Annotated in this window: 18 protein-coding genes; 15 read left to right on the top strand and 3 right to left on the bottom strand. The window is 69.5% G+C overall.

Annotated elements, in window-relative coordinates; all coding sequences use genetic code 11:
* Positions 1–27: 27 nt before the first annotated feature.
* The 13 genes from ACVCAG_RS35865 to ACVCAG_RS35805 all read left to right on the top strand — a co-directional run bounded on the left by ACVCAG_RS35865 (position 28) and on the right by ACVCAG_RS35805 (position 10,479).
* Positions 28–1,104 carry an NADH-quinone oxidoreductase subunit B family protein gene (locus ACVCAG_RS35865; RefSeq protein WP_440081278.1) on the top strand — a complete coding sequence of 359 codons (1,077 nt, stop codon included), beginning with the start codon at positions 28–30 and terminating at the stop codon, positions 1,102–1,104.
* Position 1,105: 1 nt separating this feature from the next.
* Positions 1,106–2,887: a nickel-dependent hydrogenase large subunit gene (locus ACVCAG_RS35860; RefSeq protein WP_440081279.1), complete on the top strand. Its 1,782-nt coding sequence runs from the start codon at positions 1,106–1,108 to the stop codon at positions 2,885–2,887.
* 39 nt (positions 2,888–2,926) lie between these two features.
* Positions 2,927–3,553, top strand: a complete 627-nt coding sequence (locus tag ACVCAG_RS35855) for a NifU family protein (RefSeq protein ID WP_447191197.1) — start codon at positions 2,927–2,929, stop codon at positions 3,551–3,553.
* Positions 3,550–4,215: a DUF5947 family protein gene (locus ACVCAG_RS35850; RefSeq protein WP_440081281.1), complete on the top strand. Its 666-nt coding sequence runs from the start codon at positions 3,550–3,552 to the stop codon at positions 4,213–4,215. The genes ACVCAG_RS35855 and ACVCAG_RS35850 overlap by 4 nt, the downstream gene beginning before the upstream one ends.
* Positions 4,208–4,840 carry a DUF6084 family protein gene (locus tag ACVCAG_RS35845; protein ID WP_440081282.1) on the top strand — a complete coding sequence of 211 codons (633 nt, stop codon included), beginning with the start codon at positions 4,208–4,210 and terminating at the stop codon, positions 4,838–4,840. The genes ACVCAG_RS35850 and ACVCAG_RS35845 overlap by 8 nt, the downstream gene beginning before the upstream one ends.
* Positions 4,837–6,282: a hypothetical protein gene (locus ACVCAG_RS35840; RefSeq protein WP_440081283.1), complete on the top strand. Its 1,446-nt coding sequence runs from the start codon at positions 4,837–4,839 to the stop codon at positions 6,280–6,282. Before ACVCAG_RS35845 ends, ACVCAG_RS35840 begins: the two co-directional genes overlap by 4 nt.
* Positions 6,279–6,782 carry a hydrogenase maturation protease gene (locus ACVCAG_RS35835; protein WP_447191196.1) on the top strand — a complete coding sequence of 168 codons (504 nt, stop codon included), beginning with the start codon at positions 6,279–6,281 and terminating at the stop codon, positions 6,780–6,782. Before ACVCAG_RS35840 ends, ACVCAG_RS35835 begins: the two co-directional genes overlap by 4 nt.
* Positions 6,776–6,880, top strand: a complete 105-nt coding sequence (locus tag ACVCAG_RS35830; RefSeq protein WP_440081285.1) for a DUF6893 family small protein — start codon at positions 6,776–6,778, stop codon at positions 6,878–6,880. Before ACVCAG_RS35835 ends, ACVCAG_RS35830 begins: the two co-directional genes overlap by 7 nt.
* A 190-nt stretch (positions 6,881–7,070) precedes the next feature.
* On the top strand, positions 7,071–7,463 hold the full coding sequence (locus tag ACVCAG_RS35825) for a hydrogenase/urease maturation nickel metallochaperone HypA (protein WP_440081286.1): 393 nt from the start codon (positions 7,071–7,073) through the stop codon (positions 7,461–7,463).
* Entirely contained in the window at positions 7,438–7,689 is a 252-nt protein-coding gene (locus tag ACVCAG_RS35820; protein WP_440081287.1) for a HypC/HybG/HupF family hydrogenase formation chaperone, read from the top strand. The genes ACVCAG_RS35825 and ACVCAG_RS35820 overlap by 26 nt, the downstream gene beginning before the upstream one ends.
* Positions 7,690–7,695: 6 nt before the next feature.
* Entirely contained in the window at positions 7,696–8,823 is a 1,128-nt protein-coding gene (gene hypD, locus ACVCAG_RS35815) for a hydrogenase formation protein HypD (RefSeq protein WP_440081288.1), read from the top strand.
* Positions 8,820–10,061: a hydrogenase expression/formation protein HypE gene (gene hypE / locus ACVCAG_RS35810; protein WP_447191195.1), complete on the top strand. Its 1,242-nt coding sequence runs from the start codon at positions 8,820–8,822 to the stop codon at positions 10,059–10,061. Before hypD ends, hypE begins: the two co-directional genes overlap by 4 nt.
* 28 nt (positions 10,062–10,089) lie before the next feature.
* Entirely contained in the window at positions 10,090–10,479 is a 390-nt protein-coding gene (locus ACVCAG_RS35805) for a hypothetical protein (RefSeq protein ID WP_440081290.1), read from the top strand.
* Between the two features lie 72 nt (positions 10,480–10,551).
* On the opposite strand, the gene purU is transcribed toward ACVCAG_RS35805, so the two are convergent.
* Positions 10,552–11,406 (bottom strand): formyltetrahydrofolate deformylase, encoded by an 855-nt coding sequence (gene purU / locus ACVCAG_RS35800; RefSeq protein ID WP_440081291.1) that lies wholly within the window; start codon positions 11,404–11,406, stop codon positions 10,552–10,554.
* 176 nt (positions 11,407–11,582) lie between these two features.
* Here purU and ACVCAG_RS35795 point away from each other — a divergent pair, with 176 nt between their 5' ends.
* Entirely contained in the window at positions 11,583–12,041 is a 459-nt protein-coding gene (locus tag ACVCAG_RS35795) for an NUDIX domain-containing protein (RefSeq protein ID WP_440081292.1), read from the top strand.
* 290 nt (positions 12,042–12,331) lie between these two features.
* On the opposite strand, the gene ACVCAG_RS35790 is transcribed toward ACVCAG_RS35795, so the two are convergent.
* On the bottom strand, positions 12,332–12,826 hold the full coding sequence (locus ACVCAG_RS35790) for a GNAT family N-acetyltransferase (RefSeq protein ID WP_440081293.1): 495 nt from the start codon (positions 12,824–12,826) through the stop codon (positions 12,332–12,334).
* Positions 12,823–13,893 carry an XRE family transcriptional regulator gene (locus tag ACVCAG_RS35785; RefSeq protein WP_440081294.1) on the bottom strand — a complete coding sequence of 357 codons (1,071 nt, stop codon included), beginning with the start codon at positions 13,891–13,893 and terminating at the stop codon, positions 12,823–12,825. The genes ACVCAG_RS35790 and ACVCAG_RS35785 overlap by 4 nt, the downstream gene beginning before the upstream one ends.
* A 30-nt stretch (positions 13,894–13,923) precedes the next feature.
* Here ACVCAG_RS35785 and ACVCAG_RS35780 point away from each other — a divergent pair, with 30 nt between their 5' ends.
* Positions 13,924–14,364: a hypothetical protein gene (locus ACVCAG_RS35780; RefSeq protein ID WP_440081295.1), complete on the top strand. Its 441-nt coding sequence runs from the start codon at positions 13,924–13,926 to the stop codon at positions 14,362–14,364.
* Positions 14,365–14,662 lie beyond the last annotated feature (298 nt).

Genomic DNA, 14,662 nt, shown 5'->3' with positions numbered 1-14,662 from the left:
AGACATCCACCAGGAGTGGGAGGCCTCATGACAGCGCCGACGGACGCAGCGAGCAGCAGACCTCAGGAGCGGGAGGAACCCGTCGTCCACATACTGTGGATCAACGCCGGACTGAGCTGCGACGGCGACTCCGTCGCGCTCACCGCGGCGACCCAGCCGAGCATCGAGGACATCGCGCTCGGAGCGCTTCCCGGGCTTCCCAAGGTGGCCGTGCACTGGCCGCTGATCGACTTCGAGTCCGGGCCGATGCAGGGCGCGGACGTCTTCATCGAGTGGTTCTTCAAGGCCAAGCGTGGCGAGCTGGACCCGTTCGTGCTGGTCGTCGAGGGCTCGATCCCGAACGAGGCACTCAAGCAGGAGGGCTACTGGTCCGGGTTCGGCAACAACCCCGAGACCGGCCAGCCCATGACGACCAGCGAGTGGCTGGACCTGCTCGCGCCCAAGGCGACCGCGATCGTGTGCGCGGGCACCTGCTCGGCGTACGGCGGCATCCACGCCATGGCGGGGAACCCGACCGGGGCCATGGGCGTGGCCGACTATCTGGGCTGGGACTGGAAGTCCAAGGCGGGGCTGCCGATCGTCAACGTGCCGGGCTGCCCGGTGCAGCCGGACAACCTCTCCGAGACGCTCCTCTACCTGCTCTACCAGGTCGCCGGGCAGGCACCGATGATCCCGCTGGACGAGGAGCTGCGCCCGACGTGGCTGTTCACCCAGACCGTGCACGAGGGATGCGACCGGGCGGGCTACTACGAGCAGGGCCAGTTCGCCACCGAGTACGGCTCGCCGAAGTGCCTGGTCAAGATCGGTTGCTGGGGGCCGGTCGTCCGGTGCAACGTCCCCAAGCGCGGCTGGATGAACGGGATCGGCGGCTGCCCGAACGTCGGGGGCATCTGCATCGCCTGCACGATGCCGGGCTTCCCCGACAAGTTCATGCCGTTCATGGACGAGCCACCCGGCGCCCACGTCTCCTCGGCGGTGAGCGGCGCGTACGGGACCGTCGTCCGCGCGCTGCGCGGCATCACCCTACGGACCGTCGACAAGGAACCGAAGTGGCGCCACAAGGGGCGCGAGCTGCTGACCGGCTACAAGGCGCCCTGGAGCTGACATGACGACATCGGAGCAGAACCCCGACCTCGTGGAGATGGCCTGGGACCCCATCACCAGGATCGTCGGGAGTCTCGGCATCTACTGCAAGATCGATTTCAAGAACCGGCGGGTCGCCGAGTGTCACAGCACCTCGTCGATCTTCCGCGGCTACAGCATCTTCATGAAGGGCAAGGACCCGCGCGACGCCCACTTCATCACCAGCCGCATCTGCGGGATCTGCGGCGACAACCACGCGACCTGCTCGGTCTACGCGCAGAACATGGCGTACGGGGTGCGGCCCCCGGCCCTGGGCGAGTGGATCCTCAACCTCGGCGAGGCCGCCGAGTACATGTTCGACCACAACCTCTACCAGGAGAACCTGGTGGGGGTCGACTACTGCGAGAAGATGGTCCGCGAGACCAATCCCGGGGTGCTGGCGATGGCCGAGCGCACCGAGGCGCCGCACGCGGGCGACCACGGTTACCGGACCATCGCCGACATCATGCGCTCGCTGAACCCGCTGGAGGGCGAGTTCTACCGCGAGGCGCTGGCGGTGAGCCGTCTCACCCGCGAGATGTTCTGCCTCATGGAGGGCAGGCACGTCCACCCCTCGACGCTCTACCCGGGCGGGGTGGGCACGGTCGCGACGGTACAGCTGTTCACCGACTACCTGACCCGGCTGATGCGCTACGTGGAGTTCATGAAGCGGGTCGTGCCCATGCACGACGACCTGTTCGACTTCTTCTACCAGGCGCTGCCCGGCTACGAGGAGGTCGGCCGCAGGCGGGTGCTCCTCGGCTGCTGGGGCAGCTTCCAGAACCCCGAGCACTGCGACTTCACCTACCGGAACATGAGCCACTGGGGTCGCGAGATGTACGTCACGCCGGGGGTGATCGTCGACGGCAGGTTGATCACCAACGACCTGGTCGACATCAACCTCGGCATCCGGATCCTGCTGGGCAGCTCCTACTACGACGACTGGAAGGACCAGGAGCCGTTCGTCACCCACGACCCGCTGGGCAACCCGGTCGACATCCGGCATCCGTGGAACCAGCACACCATCCCGCATCCGCAGAAACGTGACTTCAGCGACAAGTACAGCTGGGTCATGTCGCCCCGCTGGTTCGACGGGGAGGACGCGCTCGCGCTCGACACCGGCGGCGGGCCCATCGCCAGGCTCTGGTCGACGGCGCTGTCCGGCAAGGTCGACATCGGCTACGTCAGATCGACCGGCCACAGCGTGCAGATCAACCTGCCGAAGACGGCGCTGAGGCCGGAGAAGACGTTCGAGTGGAAGATCCCCGAGTTCAGGGGGCAGCCGCTGTCCAACGCCCTGGAGCGCAACCGGGCCCGCACCTACTTCCAGGCCTACGCGGCGGCGTGCGCGCTCTACTTCGTCGAGCAGGGCCTGGCCGAGGTGCGGGCGGGCCGCACCCGGACCTGGGAGCCGTTCACGGTTCCCGACGAGGCGATCAGCTGCGGCTTCACCGAGGCCGTGCGGGGCGTGCTCTCCCACCACATGGTGATCAGGAACGGGAAGATCGCCAACTACCACCCGTACCCGCCGACGCCCTGGAACGCCAGCGTCCGCGACGTGCACGGCACGCCGGGACCGTACGAGGACGCGGTGCAGAACACGCCGATCTTCGAGGAGAACCCGCCCGCGGACTTCAAGGGCATCGACATCATGCGCACCGTGCGGAGCTTCGACCCGTGCCTGCCGTGCGGGGTGCACATGTACCTCGGCGGCGGCGAAGAACTTCGCCGGGTGCACACCCCCCACGCCTTCGACGCCACGTGAGCCGACCGTTTCCCGGCACCGGAAGGGGGGCCCGGGCAGATGCCGCAAGCCCATGACGTCCGGGCGACGGGCGATCGCGTCGAGGCGCTGATCGCCGACCTCGGCGCGCTGAGCGACGCCGTGACGCGCGCCAAGGCCGAGGATCTCGTACGGGCCCTCGTCGAGCTGTACGGCGCCGGCCTGGAACGCGTCGTCGAGATCGTCACCGAGGCCGGGGCCGCCGAGGTGCTGGGCCGCATGGTCGGCGACCCGCTCGTGGCCGGGCTGCTGGTCCTGCACGACCTGCACCCGCTGAGCACGGCCGAACGCGTCCGCGACGCGCTGGACACCGTACGCCCCTACCTGGGGTCGCACGAGGGCGGCGTGGAGTTGCTCGGCGTGGACGAGGACGGGATCGTGCGGCTCCGCCTGGAGGGGACCTGCCACGGCTGCCCGTCCTCGCGGCTCACCGTGACCGACGCCATCGAACGGGCCATCGCCCGGGCGGCGCCCGAGGTGTCGCGGGTGGAGGTCGAGGGGGTGAGCGGCGATCGGCCGGGAGTGCTGCAGATCCAGCGCCGCCCGCCCGGCCCGTGCCCGGTGCCCGAGCGGGCGCTGACCTCCGAACCGGAGCCGGAACCGGGACCGGTACCGGTGTCGGTACCGGTGTCGGAGCCGGCGCCGTGACGGCCACCGGGCTGCGCAGGTTCCGCGAGCCGCCTCGGACGGGTCGGTCCGGCGGGCCGCCGGTGACGCTCTGCGAGCTGTGCGCGGCACCCGCCGGCGAGGACCACGGCCACGTCGTGAACGTCGAGAAGCGGGGGCTGCTGTGCGCCTGCCGGGCCTGCCACCTGCTGTTCACCCGCGACACGACCGGCCGGGCGCGCTACCGGGCCGTCCCGCGACGCTACCTGCACGCCCCGCGATTCCTGCTGGGCGCGGCCGACTGGGACGAGATGCAGATCCCGGTCCGCACGGCCTTCTTCTTCCGCAACTCCGCGACGGATCAGACCGTGGCGTTCTACCCGAGCCCGGCCGGGGCCACCGAGTCGCTGCTGCCGCCGGGGACGTGGGAGCGCGTCCTGGCGGCCAACCCGGCGATGGCCGACGTCCGGCCCGACGTGGAGGCGCTCCTGGTGGACCGCCGCCCCGACGGCGGCTTCGCCTGCCACCTGGTGCCGATCGACGCCTGCTACGAGCTGGTCGGCCTGGTGCGGACGCGCTGGAAGGGCTTCGGCGGCGGCCAGGAGGCGCGGGAGGCCATCGAGGGTTTCTTCGCCGGCCTGCGCGAGCGCAGCCGCACCGTACCGCCCGCCTCCGGTGGTGGCGGTGGTGATGACGGTGGATGAGCTCGCGTTCGACTGCGTGGACGTGCGTGCGGAGGCGTACGCGGCCTTCCCGACCCTGGTCTTCCGGCTGCGCGTCACCGACCCCTCCCCCGGCGGGGTGCACACCATCGCGCTGCGCTGCCAGATCCGGGTCGAGCCCCATCTGCGGCGCTACGGCGACACCGAGGCGGAGCTGCTCGGCGACCTGTTCGGGGACCCGGCCCGATGGGGCGACACGCTGAGACCCCTGCGGTTCGCCGATGTCTCCGTCATGGTCCCGGCGTTCACCGGAAGCACCGAGATCGACGTACCGGTGCCGTGCGGTTACGACCTGGAGGTGGCGGCGGGCCGGTATTTCGCCGCCCTGGACGACGGCGAGATCCCGATGGTCATGCTCTTCAGCGGCACGGTGTTCGCCAGGGCGCGGGACGGCTTCTCGGTGAGCCAGGTGCCGTGGCACCGCGAGGCCCGCTGCCGGTTGCCGGTGGCGGTGTGGCGGGAGCTGATGGACCGCTACTTCCCGGACTCGGGGTGGCTGCGGCTGCGCCGCGACACGCTGCGGGAACTCAGCAGGTTCAAGTCCGGGCGCGCCCTGGCGACCTGGGACGAGACCCTGGAACTACTGCTCAAGGAGACGCGGCGATGAGCGTTCCGATGGACATCGCGCGCCGGGTGGCGGACGCGGTGCTGTACGAGGGCTACCTTCTCTACCCCTACCGCGCCTCGGCGACCAAGAACCAGGTGCGCTGGCAGTTCGGGGTGCTCGTCCCGCCGGGGTTCACCGCGACCGCCGAGCATCCGGCCAGCGTGACCGAATGCCTCCTCGAAGGGGCCGCGTACGCCGTGGCGCACCTGAACCTGCGTTTCCTGCACGTCAGGACGCGCGGCGTCGAGCGCGCCGAGGACGACGGCTACTGGCCGGTCCAGCAGCTGCGGAACGGCCACCGGACCTACCTCACCTTCGACGAGGCGACCGAGCGGGAGGCGGAGGTGACACTCCCCATCGCCGGCCTGCTCGACGCCCCCGAGCGGGTGATCGAGGTACGCGTTCCCGGAGACCGTGTGGTCGAGCCGATCGTGGCGCCGTCCGGGGAGGTGATAGGGCGTCTCGTCTCCGAGCACCTGCCGCTGCGCGCCGCGCTCAGGGTCTCCGCCGAGCTGGTGCCCGGACCGTACGACCTGGTCAAGCTGCGCGCCCGGGTGGAGAACACCGACGACTGGCAACCGCTGGGCGCGCCGCGCGAGCAGGCGCTGCGGCACTCGCTGGTCTCGGCGCACCTGCTCATCGCGGTGACCGCGGGCGCCTTCGTCTCGCTGCTCGACCCGCCGGAATGGGCGCGGCCCGCCGTGGAGACCTGCCGCAACGAGCACACCTGGCCGGTACTCGTGGGCGAGCCAGGCCACCGGGACGTCGTGCTCTCCTCGCCGATCATCCTCTACGACCACCCGGACATCGCGCCGGAGAGCCCCGGCCCCCTGTTCGACTCCACGGAGATCGACGAGATGCTCCACCTGCGCACGCTCACCCTCACCGACGAGGAGACCCTGGAGGCGCGGGAGACCGACCCCCGGGTGACCGAGCTCATCGACATGGTCGGCAGCATGCCGCCCGAACTGCTGGAACGGCTCCACGGCGCGATCCGCTCGGTGGAGGCGGCCACTGACCGCACCGACCGCACCGACCGGCAATCCCCCGCGCCCCCGGAGACCGGGAACTCCCCGAGCCACCAGGACGCACCCGTGCCCTGGTGGGATCCGGCGGATGACGCGGCGGTCTCCCCGGAGACCGACAGCGTGACGGTCGCCGGGGTGACCGTCTCCAGGGGCAGCAGGGTCAGGCTGGTGCCCGGCCGGCGGCGCGCCGACGCCCACGACATGTTCCTGGCCGGCAGGACCGCCCACGTCGAGGCGGTGCTCCTCGACCTCGACGGCGCCCACCACCTGGCCGTCACCCTCGACGACGACCCGGGCGCCGACCTGCGCCGGTCGCACGGCCGCTTCCTCTACTTCGCCCCCGACGAGGTCGAGCCGCTCACGGACGGCTCACCGGCGGGCGGTTCCGCCGCCGACGGGGAGGTGGGCGCGTGAGGGTCCTGGTGGCCGGGGTGGGAAACGTCTTCCTCGGCGACGACGGCTTCGGGGTCGCGGTGGTCAGGCGCCTGGCCGGTGCCGACCTGCCCGGCGGGGTCGAGGTCAGGGACTTCGGCATCCGGGCGATCCACCTGGCGTACGAGCTGACCGGCGGACGGTACGACACCACGATCCTGGTCGACGCGATCTCCCGCGACGGCCCGCCCGGCACCCTGTACGTCCTCGAACCGTCGGCGGGCGGCGCGCCGGGATCCTTCGTCGACGCGCACTCGATGACGCCCGAGAGCGTGCTCTCGCTGGTGGGCACGCTCGGCGGCGAGGCCGGTCGCGTCCTGCTCGTCGGCTGCCAGCCCGCCGACACCTCACCGGGCATGGAGCTCAGCCCGCCGGTCGCGGGCGCCGTCGGCATGGCGGCGGACCTGGTCACCGAGCTCGCGGGGCAACAGATCACGACGGCCGTCGGCGCCGCGGTTCACGAGGAGGAACGGACATGCTGAAACGCCTGCTGGCCGGGGCGGTGCTGACCGGGGTCGCCGTACTGGTCTACCAGTCGCTCCCCGACATCAAGCGCTACCTGAGGATGCGGAACATGTAGCGGGCCCGCACCGGAGAACCGGGGATACGCGGCTCGGCGAACCACGCGGACCACGAGCCGAGCCGGGGTGGAACACGACCCGGCGCCCCTGCGGCCGCTCGGGCCGCCCGGACAGCGGGGCCGGGCGGATCGCGTCCGGTCGCACACGCCGGAACGACAGGAATTCCAAGCGCGACGAAAGGGAACGACCATGCACGAGTTCGGGATCGCCGAGGCGATCCTCACCGCCGTGGAGAAGCGGGCGGACGGCAGGCGGGTACGACGGGCGCGAGTGCACGCGGGCGCCCTGCTCCGCGTCACGGAGCCGGGGATCAACCAGGCGTTCTCCTCGATCTCCGAAGGGTCCGTGGCCGAGGACGCCCACGTGGACCTGGTCATCGTCCCGGTGCGGATGACCTGCCGCTCCTGCGGGAGCACGTCCACCTCCGTCGAACCCTTCGCCGTCTGCGCGGGGTGCGGCGACACCGATGTCCACACCGAGGGCGGCGACGACCTCGTCCTCGAATCCATCCAGATGGCGGAGGCCTCTCATGTGCCTGGGAATTCCCGGCGAGATCGTGGAAATCCTGTCGGACCGTCCTGACCTGGCCATGGTCGACGTCTGCGGCGTCAAGCGAGCGATCAACATCGGCCTGCTCGAGGACCGGAGCGTCGGGCCCGGCGACTGGATCCTCATCCACGTCGGGTTCGCGATGTCGAAGATCGACGAGGGGGAGGCCAGGGCCGCGCTCGACTTCCTCGAAAGCATCGGCCAGGCGTACGAGGACGAGATCGCGGCCCTCCGAGAATCCATGATCGAAGAGGGGTGAGGGCTGATGCGTTTCGTCGACGAGTACCGCGACGCCGGGAAGGCCCGGATGCTCGCCACGCGGATCGCCGCGCTGTGCGAGCCCGGCCGCGACTACAAGTTCATGGAGGTGTGCGGCGGGCACACCCACACGATCTACAAGCACGGCCTGGAGGACTACCTGCCCGAGGCCGTCACCCTGGTGCACGGTCCCGGCTGTCCCGTCTGCGTCATCCCCATGGGACGGGTGGACGACGCCATCCACATCGCCGAGCAGCCGGACGTGATCATGACGTCGTTCGGCGACATGATGCGGGTGCCCGGCGGGAACGGCTCGTTCCTCGACGCCAAGGCGCGGGGAGCCGACATCCGGATGGTGTACTCCCCGCTGGACGCCCTGAAGATCGCCAGGAGGAACCCCGGCAGGCAGGTGGTCTTCATGGCCATCGGGTTCGAGACCACCGCGCCCTCGACGGCGATGACGGTCCTGCGCGCCGAGGCCGAGGGGATCGAGAACTTCTCGGTCTTCTGCAACCACGTGACGATCATCCCCGCCATCAAGGCGATCCTGGACTCTCCCGACCTGCGCCTGGACGGGTTCATCGGGCCGGGCCACGTCTCCACCGTGATCGGCTGCCGGCCGTACGGGTTCGTCGCGCGCGGCTACGGCAAGCCCATGGTGGTGGCCGGTTTCGAGCCGCTGGACGTGCTGCACACGGTTTACCGCATCCTCGTACAGCTGTCCGAGGGCCGTTCCGAGGTGGAGAACCAGTACTCCCGGGTGGTCCCGTGGGACGGCAACCCCAAGGCCCTGAGCGTCATCGGCCAGGTGATGGAGCTACGGCCGTACTTCGAATGGCGGGGACTGGGCTTCATCTCGCAGTCGGCGCTCAGGATCGCGGAGCGGTACGCCGCCTTCGACGCCGAACGGATCTTCCGGATTCCGGGCGGGCGGGTGGCCGACCCGAAGGCGTGCCAGTGCGGCGAGGTGCTCAAGGGAGTGCTCAAACCCTGGGAGTGCAAGGTGTTCGGCACCGCGTGCACCCCGGAGACGCCGATCGGCACGTGCATGGTGTCGTCCGAGGGCGCCTGCGCGGCGTACTACGACTTCGGCCGGTTCTCGCGCGAGCGCGTCAAGGAGGCGACCCGGAGGTGAACGGCGGGGAAGACGGCACCGGACGGGGCGGGGAGCACGGCGTGCGGGAGATGGATCCGCCGGGACCACGCGGCGGGGAGCGGCAGGCATCGGGCCTGAGGGAAGACGCACACGACCATGACCAGGTCCTGGACCTGAGGGAAAGTGCACGCGACCGGGAGCGGCAGGTGCTGGACCGGATCGAGCGGGTGCGGCGGCGCGGGGCGCGCGTGCGGGAGGACCGCATCACCCTGGCGCACGGCGCGGGCGGCAAGGCCACGCACACCCTGATCGAGGCGGTGTTCCTGGAGTCGTTCCGCAACCCGATGCTGGCGCCTCTGGAGGACGGCGCGGTCGCCGACGGGCTCGCCTTCACCACGGACTCGTTCGTGGTCACGCCACTGTTCTTCCCGGGCGGCGACATCGGCGACCTCGCGGTCAACGGCACCGTCAACGACCTGGCCATGTGCGGGGCCCGCCCCCGCTACCTCTCGGCCGGATTCATCCTCGAAGAGGGCTTCCCCGTCGCCGACCTGCGGCGCATCGCCGCCTCGATGGCCGAGGCGGCACGGGCGGCGGGCGTGTGGATCGTCACCGGCGACACCAAGGTCGTGGAGCGGGGCAAGGCGGACGGCTGTTACGTCACCACCTCCGGCATCGGGACGCTCGACCGGCCCGTCCGGCTGAGCGCCGCGTCCGCACGGCCGGGAGACGCGGTCATCGTGTCGGGACCGATCGGTGAGCACGGGATCACCATCATGCTCGCCCGCGGGGAACTCGACATCGAGGCCGAGCTGTGCTCCGACACCGCCGCGCTCAACACCCTCGTCGACGTGCTGCTGGACGCCTGCGGCGGCGGTGCGGACGCAGGCGACGGCAACGGCGCGGTGCGCTGCCTGCGCGACGCGACCCGGGGCGGGGTGGCGACGATCGTCAACGAGATGGCGGAGGCCTCGCGGGTCGCCGTCGTCCTCGACGAGGACGCGGTGCCGGTCCGTCCCGCCGTACGGGGGGCGTGCGAGCTGCTGGGGATCGACCCGCTCTACGTCGCCTGCGAGGGGCGGATGGTCGCGGTGGTCGCCGGGGATTCCGCCGACGCGGCTCTGGCCGCCCTCCGCTCCCACCCGCTCGGCTCCGAGGCGGCGATCATCGGGCGGATCAACGACGACCCGCCGGGACTGGTCCTGCTCAGGACCTCCTTCGGCGGCACCCGCATCGTCGACCTGCTGGTCGGCGACCCGCTACCGAGAATCTGCTGACCACCGAACGAATCCAGAGGTGCCGGACATGAACGACAAACGCGAACCCAAGCACAAGGGCCGGAACGACAAGGGCAAGAAGGCGCAGCACGGCTACTCCCGCGACGTGGGCCACGCGAGCGAGGAGGTCGTGCGGTCGGGCGACCTGGCCTTCGGGCCCCCTCCGGACGACAAGGGACCGCCCCGCGTGGTGTCCGGCGCGGAGCGCGAGGGCGTCCCCTCCACCGACACCCAGGCCCGGTCCCCCCTCGGCGTCGGCACCAGCGAGAACCGCGGCGCCGAGAGGATCGCCTCCCGGAGGAAGGAACGGGGCCGCGAGAAGGTCGGCACCGACGAGCGGGGACGCCCCTACGGCGTCTCCCACCCCGAGGACGTCACCGGCGTCAGCCCGCGGAAACCCGGCCGGCGCCCAGGGTGATCGGTCACCGCGCCGGCGGGAAAGCCCGTCGTCTCGTCGCCGTCGGGCAGGACACGCCGCCCGGTCACCGCGCTAGCGGGGAAAGACGATCGTCTTGTGGCCGTCGAGCAGGACGCGCTGCTGGGTGTGCCAGCGGACGGCGCGCGCCAGGGCCTGGCACTCGACGTCGCGGCCGATGGCGGCGAGGTCCTCCGCGGAGTGGGTGTGGTTGACCCGGGCGACCTCCTGCTCGATGATCGGGCCCTCGTCGAGGTCGGCGGTCACGTAGTGCGCGGTCGCGCCGATCAGCTTCACGCCACGGGAGTGCGCCTGGTGATAGGGCTTGGCACCCTTGAACGACGGCAGGAACGAGTGGTGAATGTTGATCACGTTGCCCGCGAGCTTCACACAGAGGTCTTCCGACAGCACCTGCATGTAGCGGGCGAGCACCACCAGATCGGCCCGGTAGTGGTCGACCAGGGTCAGGATCTCCGCCTCCTGCCTGGGCTTGGTCTCGGCGGTGACCGGCAGGTGGTGGTAGTCGATGCCGTACGACTGGGTCAGCGGCCGCAGGTCCGGGTGGTTGGAGACGACCGCGACGATCTCGATGTCGAGCAGGCCCGAGCGCATCCGGTAGAGCAGATCGTTCAGGCAGTGGCCGAACTTGCTGACCATCACCAGCACGCGCGGCTTGATGGAGACCTCACGCAGCTTGAAATCCATGCCGAACTCGGGGGCGAGCGCGGCGAAGGCCTCGCGCAGCTCCTCGTCGGGCAGCGAGGAGGCGAACTGCACCCGCATGAAGAACCGCTCGGACACGACGTCACCGAACTGCTGACTCTCGATGATGTTGCATCCCCGCCCGGCCAGGAGACCGGAGACCGCGGCCACCACTCCGGGACGGTCCGGACAGGACAGCGTCAACACAAACTCGGCCCTGGAAGTCATGCCTTCACCCTTGAGCTTGAGAGGTCGAATCGTACGATGCTTCCACCTGACGTCGGCAGAGTACAGCGAATCCCGCCGCCACACCCGGCGGTCCGGTAGGTGGCGGGCAGGAGGCGCCGAGACCACCGGAAACGCGAAACCGGCGGACGTGGCGGCGGTGGTAGCGTCCCTGGCCTATGGACGACCCTCAGCCGAACGACCGGCCCGCGGCCCGGGTGATCTGTGTGGACGGGTCCGGCCAGGTGCTTCTCATGCACTGGCGCGACCCCGTCGGGGGCCAGACCCTGTGGGAGCCGCCGGGTGGCGGGATCGACCCGGGCGAGACCCCCCTCGACGCCGCGCGGCGCGAACTCGCCGAGGAGACGGGCCTGCCGGGCGAGGCGGTGCTGGACCGGTGGGTGCCGGTGCGCCGGGAGTTCCACTGGCTCGGCGTCCACTACGCCAAGACCGAGCGGTTCTATCTGGCCAGGTTCGGGGACACCCCCGAGGTGGGCCCGGGGTCGTTGACCGCCGAGGAGAACATCACCTACCTGGGCTCCGGCTGGTTCTCACCGGCGGAGATGGCCGAGCTCCCCGGCTTCCTGGAGCCACCGGACCTGCCGGAGGTCGTCTCCCGGATCATCCGGCTGGGGTGAACCGGAGCCACCGGAGACGGCCGGGACCGAATGGGCAGGGGTGGAAACCCGCGCGGCCCTCGATCTCGCGGATCGAGGGCCGCGACCGTCAGAGCCGATTCTTCCGGTCGGGAAGAATCTCATCCCTTGTGGATGACGCTGGCGACGCCACCGAGCCTGGACACGCCGGTTTTGTGAACAATGATCTTTTTCATCGCACTCACCAGAGAATAGTGGTAGGTACGAAAAACAATTATTCGCGCATCTACGAAATAGGCAACACTTAGCAGTAAAACAACCTAAAATTCAGATCATTGAGTTAAAGAGGACATAGCGGCTACTAGGTCTTTTTCTCCATAAATCACCACACATCCCCCTCGTTCTTCCCGGCGGATCTCGCGCCATCCGAACTTGCGGTAGAGCTCCATCGCCGCGAGCTGATTCAGAGTGGTGTCACCACGAAGGCGTGCGTAGCCGAGTTCGACGGCCCGCGCCTCCAGCGCGAGGACCATCTGGGCGCCGAAACCGCGACGTTGGAACTCCGGGTGGACCCGCATGCGGCACATCTCGGCGGTCTGGTCGTCGACGCGGCGGAGACCGCCCATCGTGACGACGCGCCCGGCGGGCATCTCCCCCACCAGGAACTCACCCCGGTCGGCGAGGTAGATCTCGTGGATCCTCGGAAAGTCGTCCTCGTAGTAGACGCCGTCCCCCGGCGCGAGACCGACCTGGGCCAGGCATATCTGGTGGAGCGCCCAGACGGACTCGAGGTCGGACCAGCGATAACGCCGAAGCCTTGGCTTCAACTGCCACTCCTGTCGGCCACCGGATCATCCGTCGACGCGCCGCGGCTGCGCAGCGACTCCATGTAGGTCTTGAGCTTGGGATGGCCGGGTGCCTTCACCTCGACCTGCTTGCCCACCTCGTGGGCGCGCTGCATGAGGATGTCGGGCCGGCAGGCCTCGTCGAGACCCGAGACCGTACGCTGTGCGATCTCCAGCGCCTCGTCCACGTCACCCTCAAGGATCTTGCACTGGGCCCGGTCGAACTTGATGAAGGTCGGATCGAGCCAGTCGGTCGGGCCGTACTTGGTGAGCGCCTGTTCCAGGATGAGGTCGGCCTCCATCGCCTGCCCGAGCTTGACCAGCGCGTCTCCCTGGTGGAAGTAGAGCTGACGCTCGGTGTAGCCGAAGGTCGAGTCGTCCTGGTCCGCGGCGGTCATCTGGGAGAAAGCCGCCCTCGCCCTCGACAGTGCCCGCTTCGCCTGGTCGACCACGTCCTTCTTGCCCGAGCCCGACATCATCGCCAGCGCGCGGGCCTCGACCACCGGGGCCATCGCCTGGGCCGCGCAGGGCGTCTGCCCGGCCAGGTCACGGCTCTTCTTGGCGAGGTTGAGAGCCTCGCGCGGATCGCCGTAGTAGAGCGGGACCAGAGCCTCCCTGGCCGTGACCCACGCCCTCAGCGCCCGGTCGCCGGTCTCGTCCGCCGCGGTCCTGCCGGTCCTGAAGAAGGACCGGGCGAGCCGGTGGTCACCGAGATTGACCATGATCATGCCACTCAGACCGGCGAGCTGCGCCGCCATGCGGCACAACCGTTCCTGCAGGTCGACCGGCTGGCGCCGCTCCATGGCCTTGCGCACCGCGCCGAATTCGAGCATCACGTCGCACAGCAGCCTGAGCGGGGCGGTGTTCATGTACTGGCGGCCGAAGCCGATGGTGGATTCCTCCCACTGATCGAGCATCGCGGGCGAGACGGTGGCCGAGACCAGCGTGTCGTCCATCCTCCTGCGCATGCTCTCCACCGATCCGAGCACCTGTCCGTCCAGCGCGATGCCGCTGCCGGCCAGGAGCTGTAAGAGCGTCCTGCGTAGCACGTTCTCGTCCTCCTCACCCCCGTCCGCGGAATGATCGACGCCGATCGGCTGGATCAGCAGCTCACGCGGACCAGGGGACGTGTCGGGTCTTCCATCCTGGAGATCACCTCGGACGACACCGGGCATCTTGTGGCCGTGGCCACAGATGCACGGGCCGTCGTACCCGAGGGAGGCGGGTTCGACCCGGTAGGCGGAGCACAGGTAGTGCAGGTATTCGGGACCGGGCCGCTTCAGCCCGCTCTCGTACGCGGACAGGAGCGTCTCACCGATGCCGGGAGCCGACTTGCCGTCGCGTTCGAACAGCGCCCGTATCTGTTCGATGACATCCGCGAGAGCGACGCCATGCGCGAGGCGGTGACCTTTAATCCGAGTGGTCCCGAATTGCGAACTACACTTATCGTAGATTTCCTCAGCTATCTGCGCCGAGGACTTCCCGGCGGCCAGGCCACGGGCCCGGACCTGCCGCGCTAACTCTGTCTCCCTGTGCTGCCTGCCGGACATACCGGCCCCTCTCTCGTGGCCAGCTGGGCTGGCTGGCACACTGGTCCCGACCGGTCCTCTCTCCCTTGACTCAGTGTGATCTTTCCGTCGCACTGCGCCTACCGAGAATGATGGACCACGTTTGACTCATCCGGAACACACTAATAAAGCTACTGGCTAAGAATCGTCCCCCGAGGGACTGTTTCTTTCAACCTACTTGGGACATCGCCCACCCTGAACTGGGTTTTCCCCGAATTGACCCGTAGGGCCACCGTGAGTCATCTTTGGC

It is taken from the genome of Streptosporangium sp. G12 (assembly GCF_052983175.1).
This window is presented reverse-complemented; position numbering and strand designations above follow the sequence as displayed.

Bases quoted from the DNA above. Each gene is read 5' to 3' on its own strand.
- ACVCAG_RS35865 (WP_440081278.1), top strand. From the start codon at position 28: ATGACAGCGCCGACGGACGCAGCGAGCAGCAGACCTCAGGAGCGGGAG.
- ACVCAG_RS35860 (WP_440081279.1), top strand. From the start codon at position 1,106: ATGACGACATCGGAGCAGAACCCCGACCTCGTGGAGATGGCCTGGGAC.
- ACVCAG_RS35855 (WP_447191197.1), top strand. From the start codon at position 2,927: ATGCCGCAAGCCCATGACGTCCGGGCGACGGGCGATCGCGTCGAGGCG.
- ACVCAG_RS35840 (WP_440081283.1), top strand. From the start codon at position 4,837: ATGAGCGTTCCGATGGACATCGCGCGCCGGGTGGCGGACGCGGTGCTG.
- ACVCAG_RS35830 (WP_440081285.1), top strand. From the start codon at position 6,776: ATGCTGAAACGCCTGCTGGCCGGGGCGGTGCTGACCGGGGTCGCCGTA.
- ACVCAG_RS35825 (WP_440081286.1), top strand. From the start codon at position 7,071: ATGCACGAGTTCGGGATCGCCGAGGCGATCCTCACCGCCGTGGAGAAG.
- hypD (WP_440081288.1), top strand. From the start codon at position 7,696: ATGCGTTTCGTCGACGAGTACCGCGACGCCGGGAAGGCCCGGATGCTC.
- ACVCAG_RS35805 (WP_440081290.1), top strand. From the start codon at position 10,090: ATGAACGACAAACGCGAACCCAAGCACAAGGGCCGGAACGACAAGGGC.
- purU (WP_440081291.1), bottom strand. From the start codon at position 11,406: ATGACTTCCAGGGCCGAGTTTGTGTTGACGCTGTCCTGTCCGGACCGT.
- ACVCAG_RS35795 (WP_440081292.1), top strand. From the start codon at position 11,583: ATGGACGACCCTCAGCCGAACGACCGGCCCGCGGCCCGGGTGATCTGT.
- ACVCAG_RS35780 (WP_440081295.1), top strand. From the start codon at position 13,924: ATGATCGACGCCGATCGGCTGGATCAGCAGCTCACGCGGACCAGGGGA.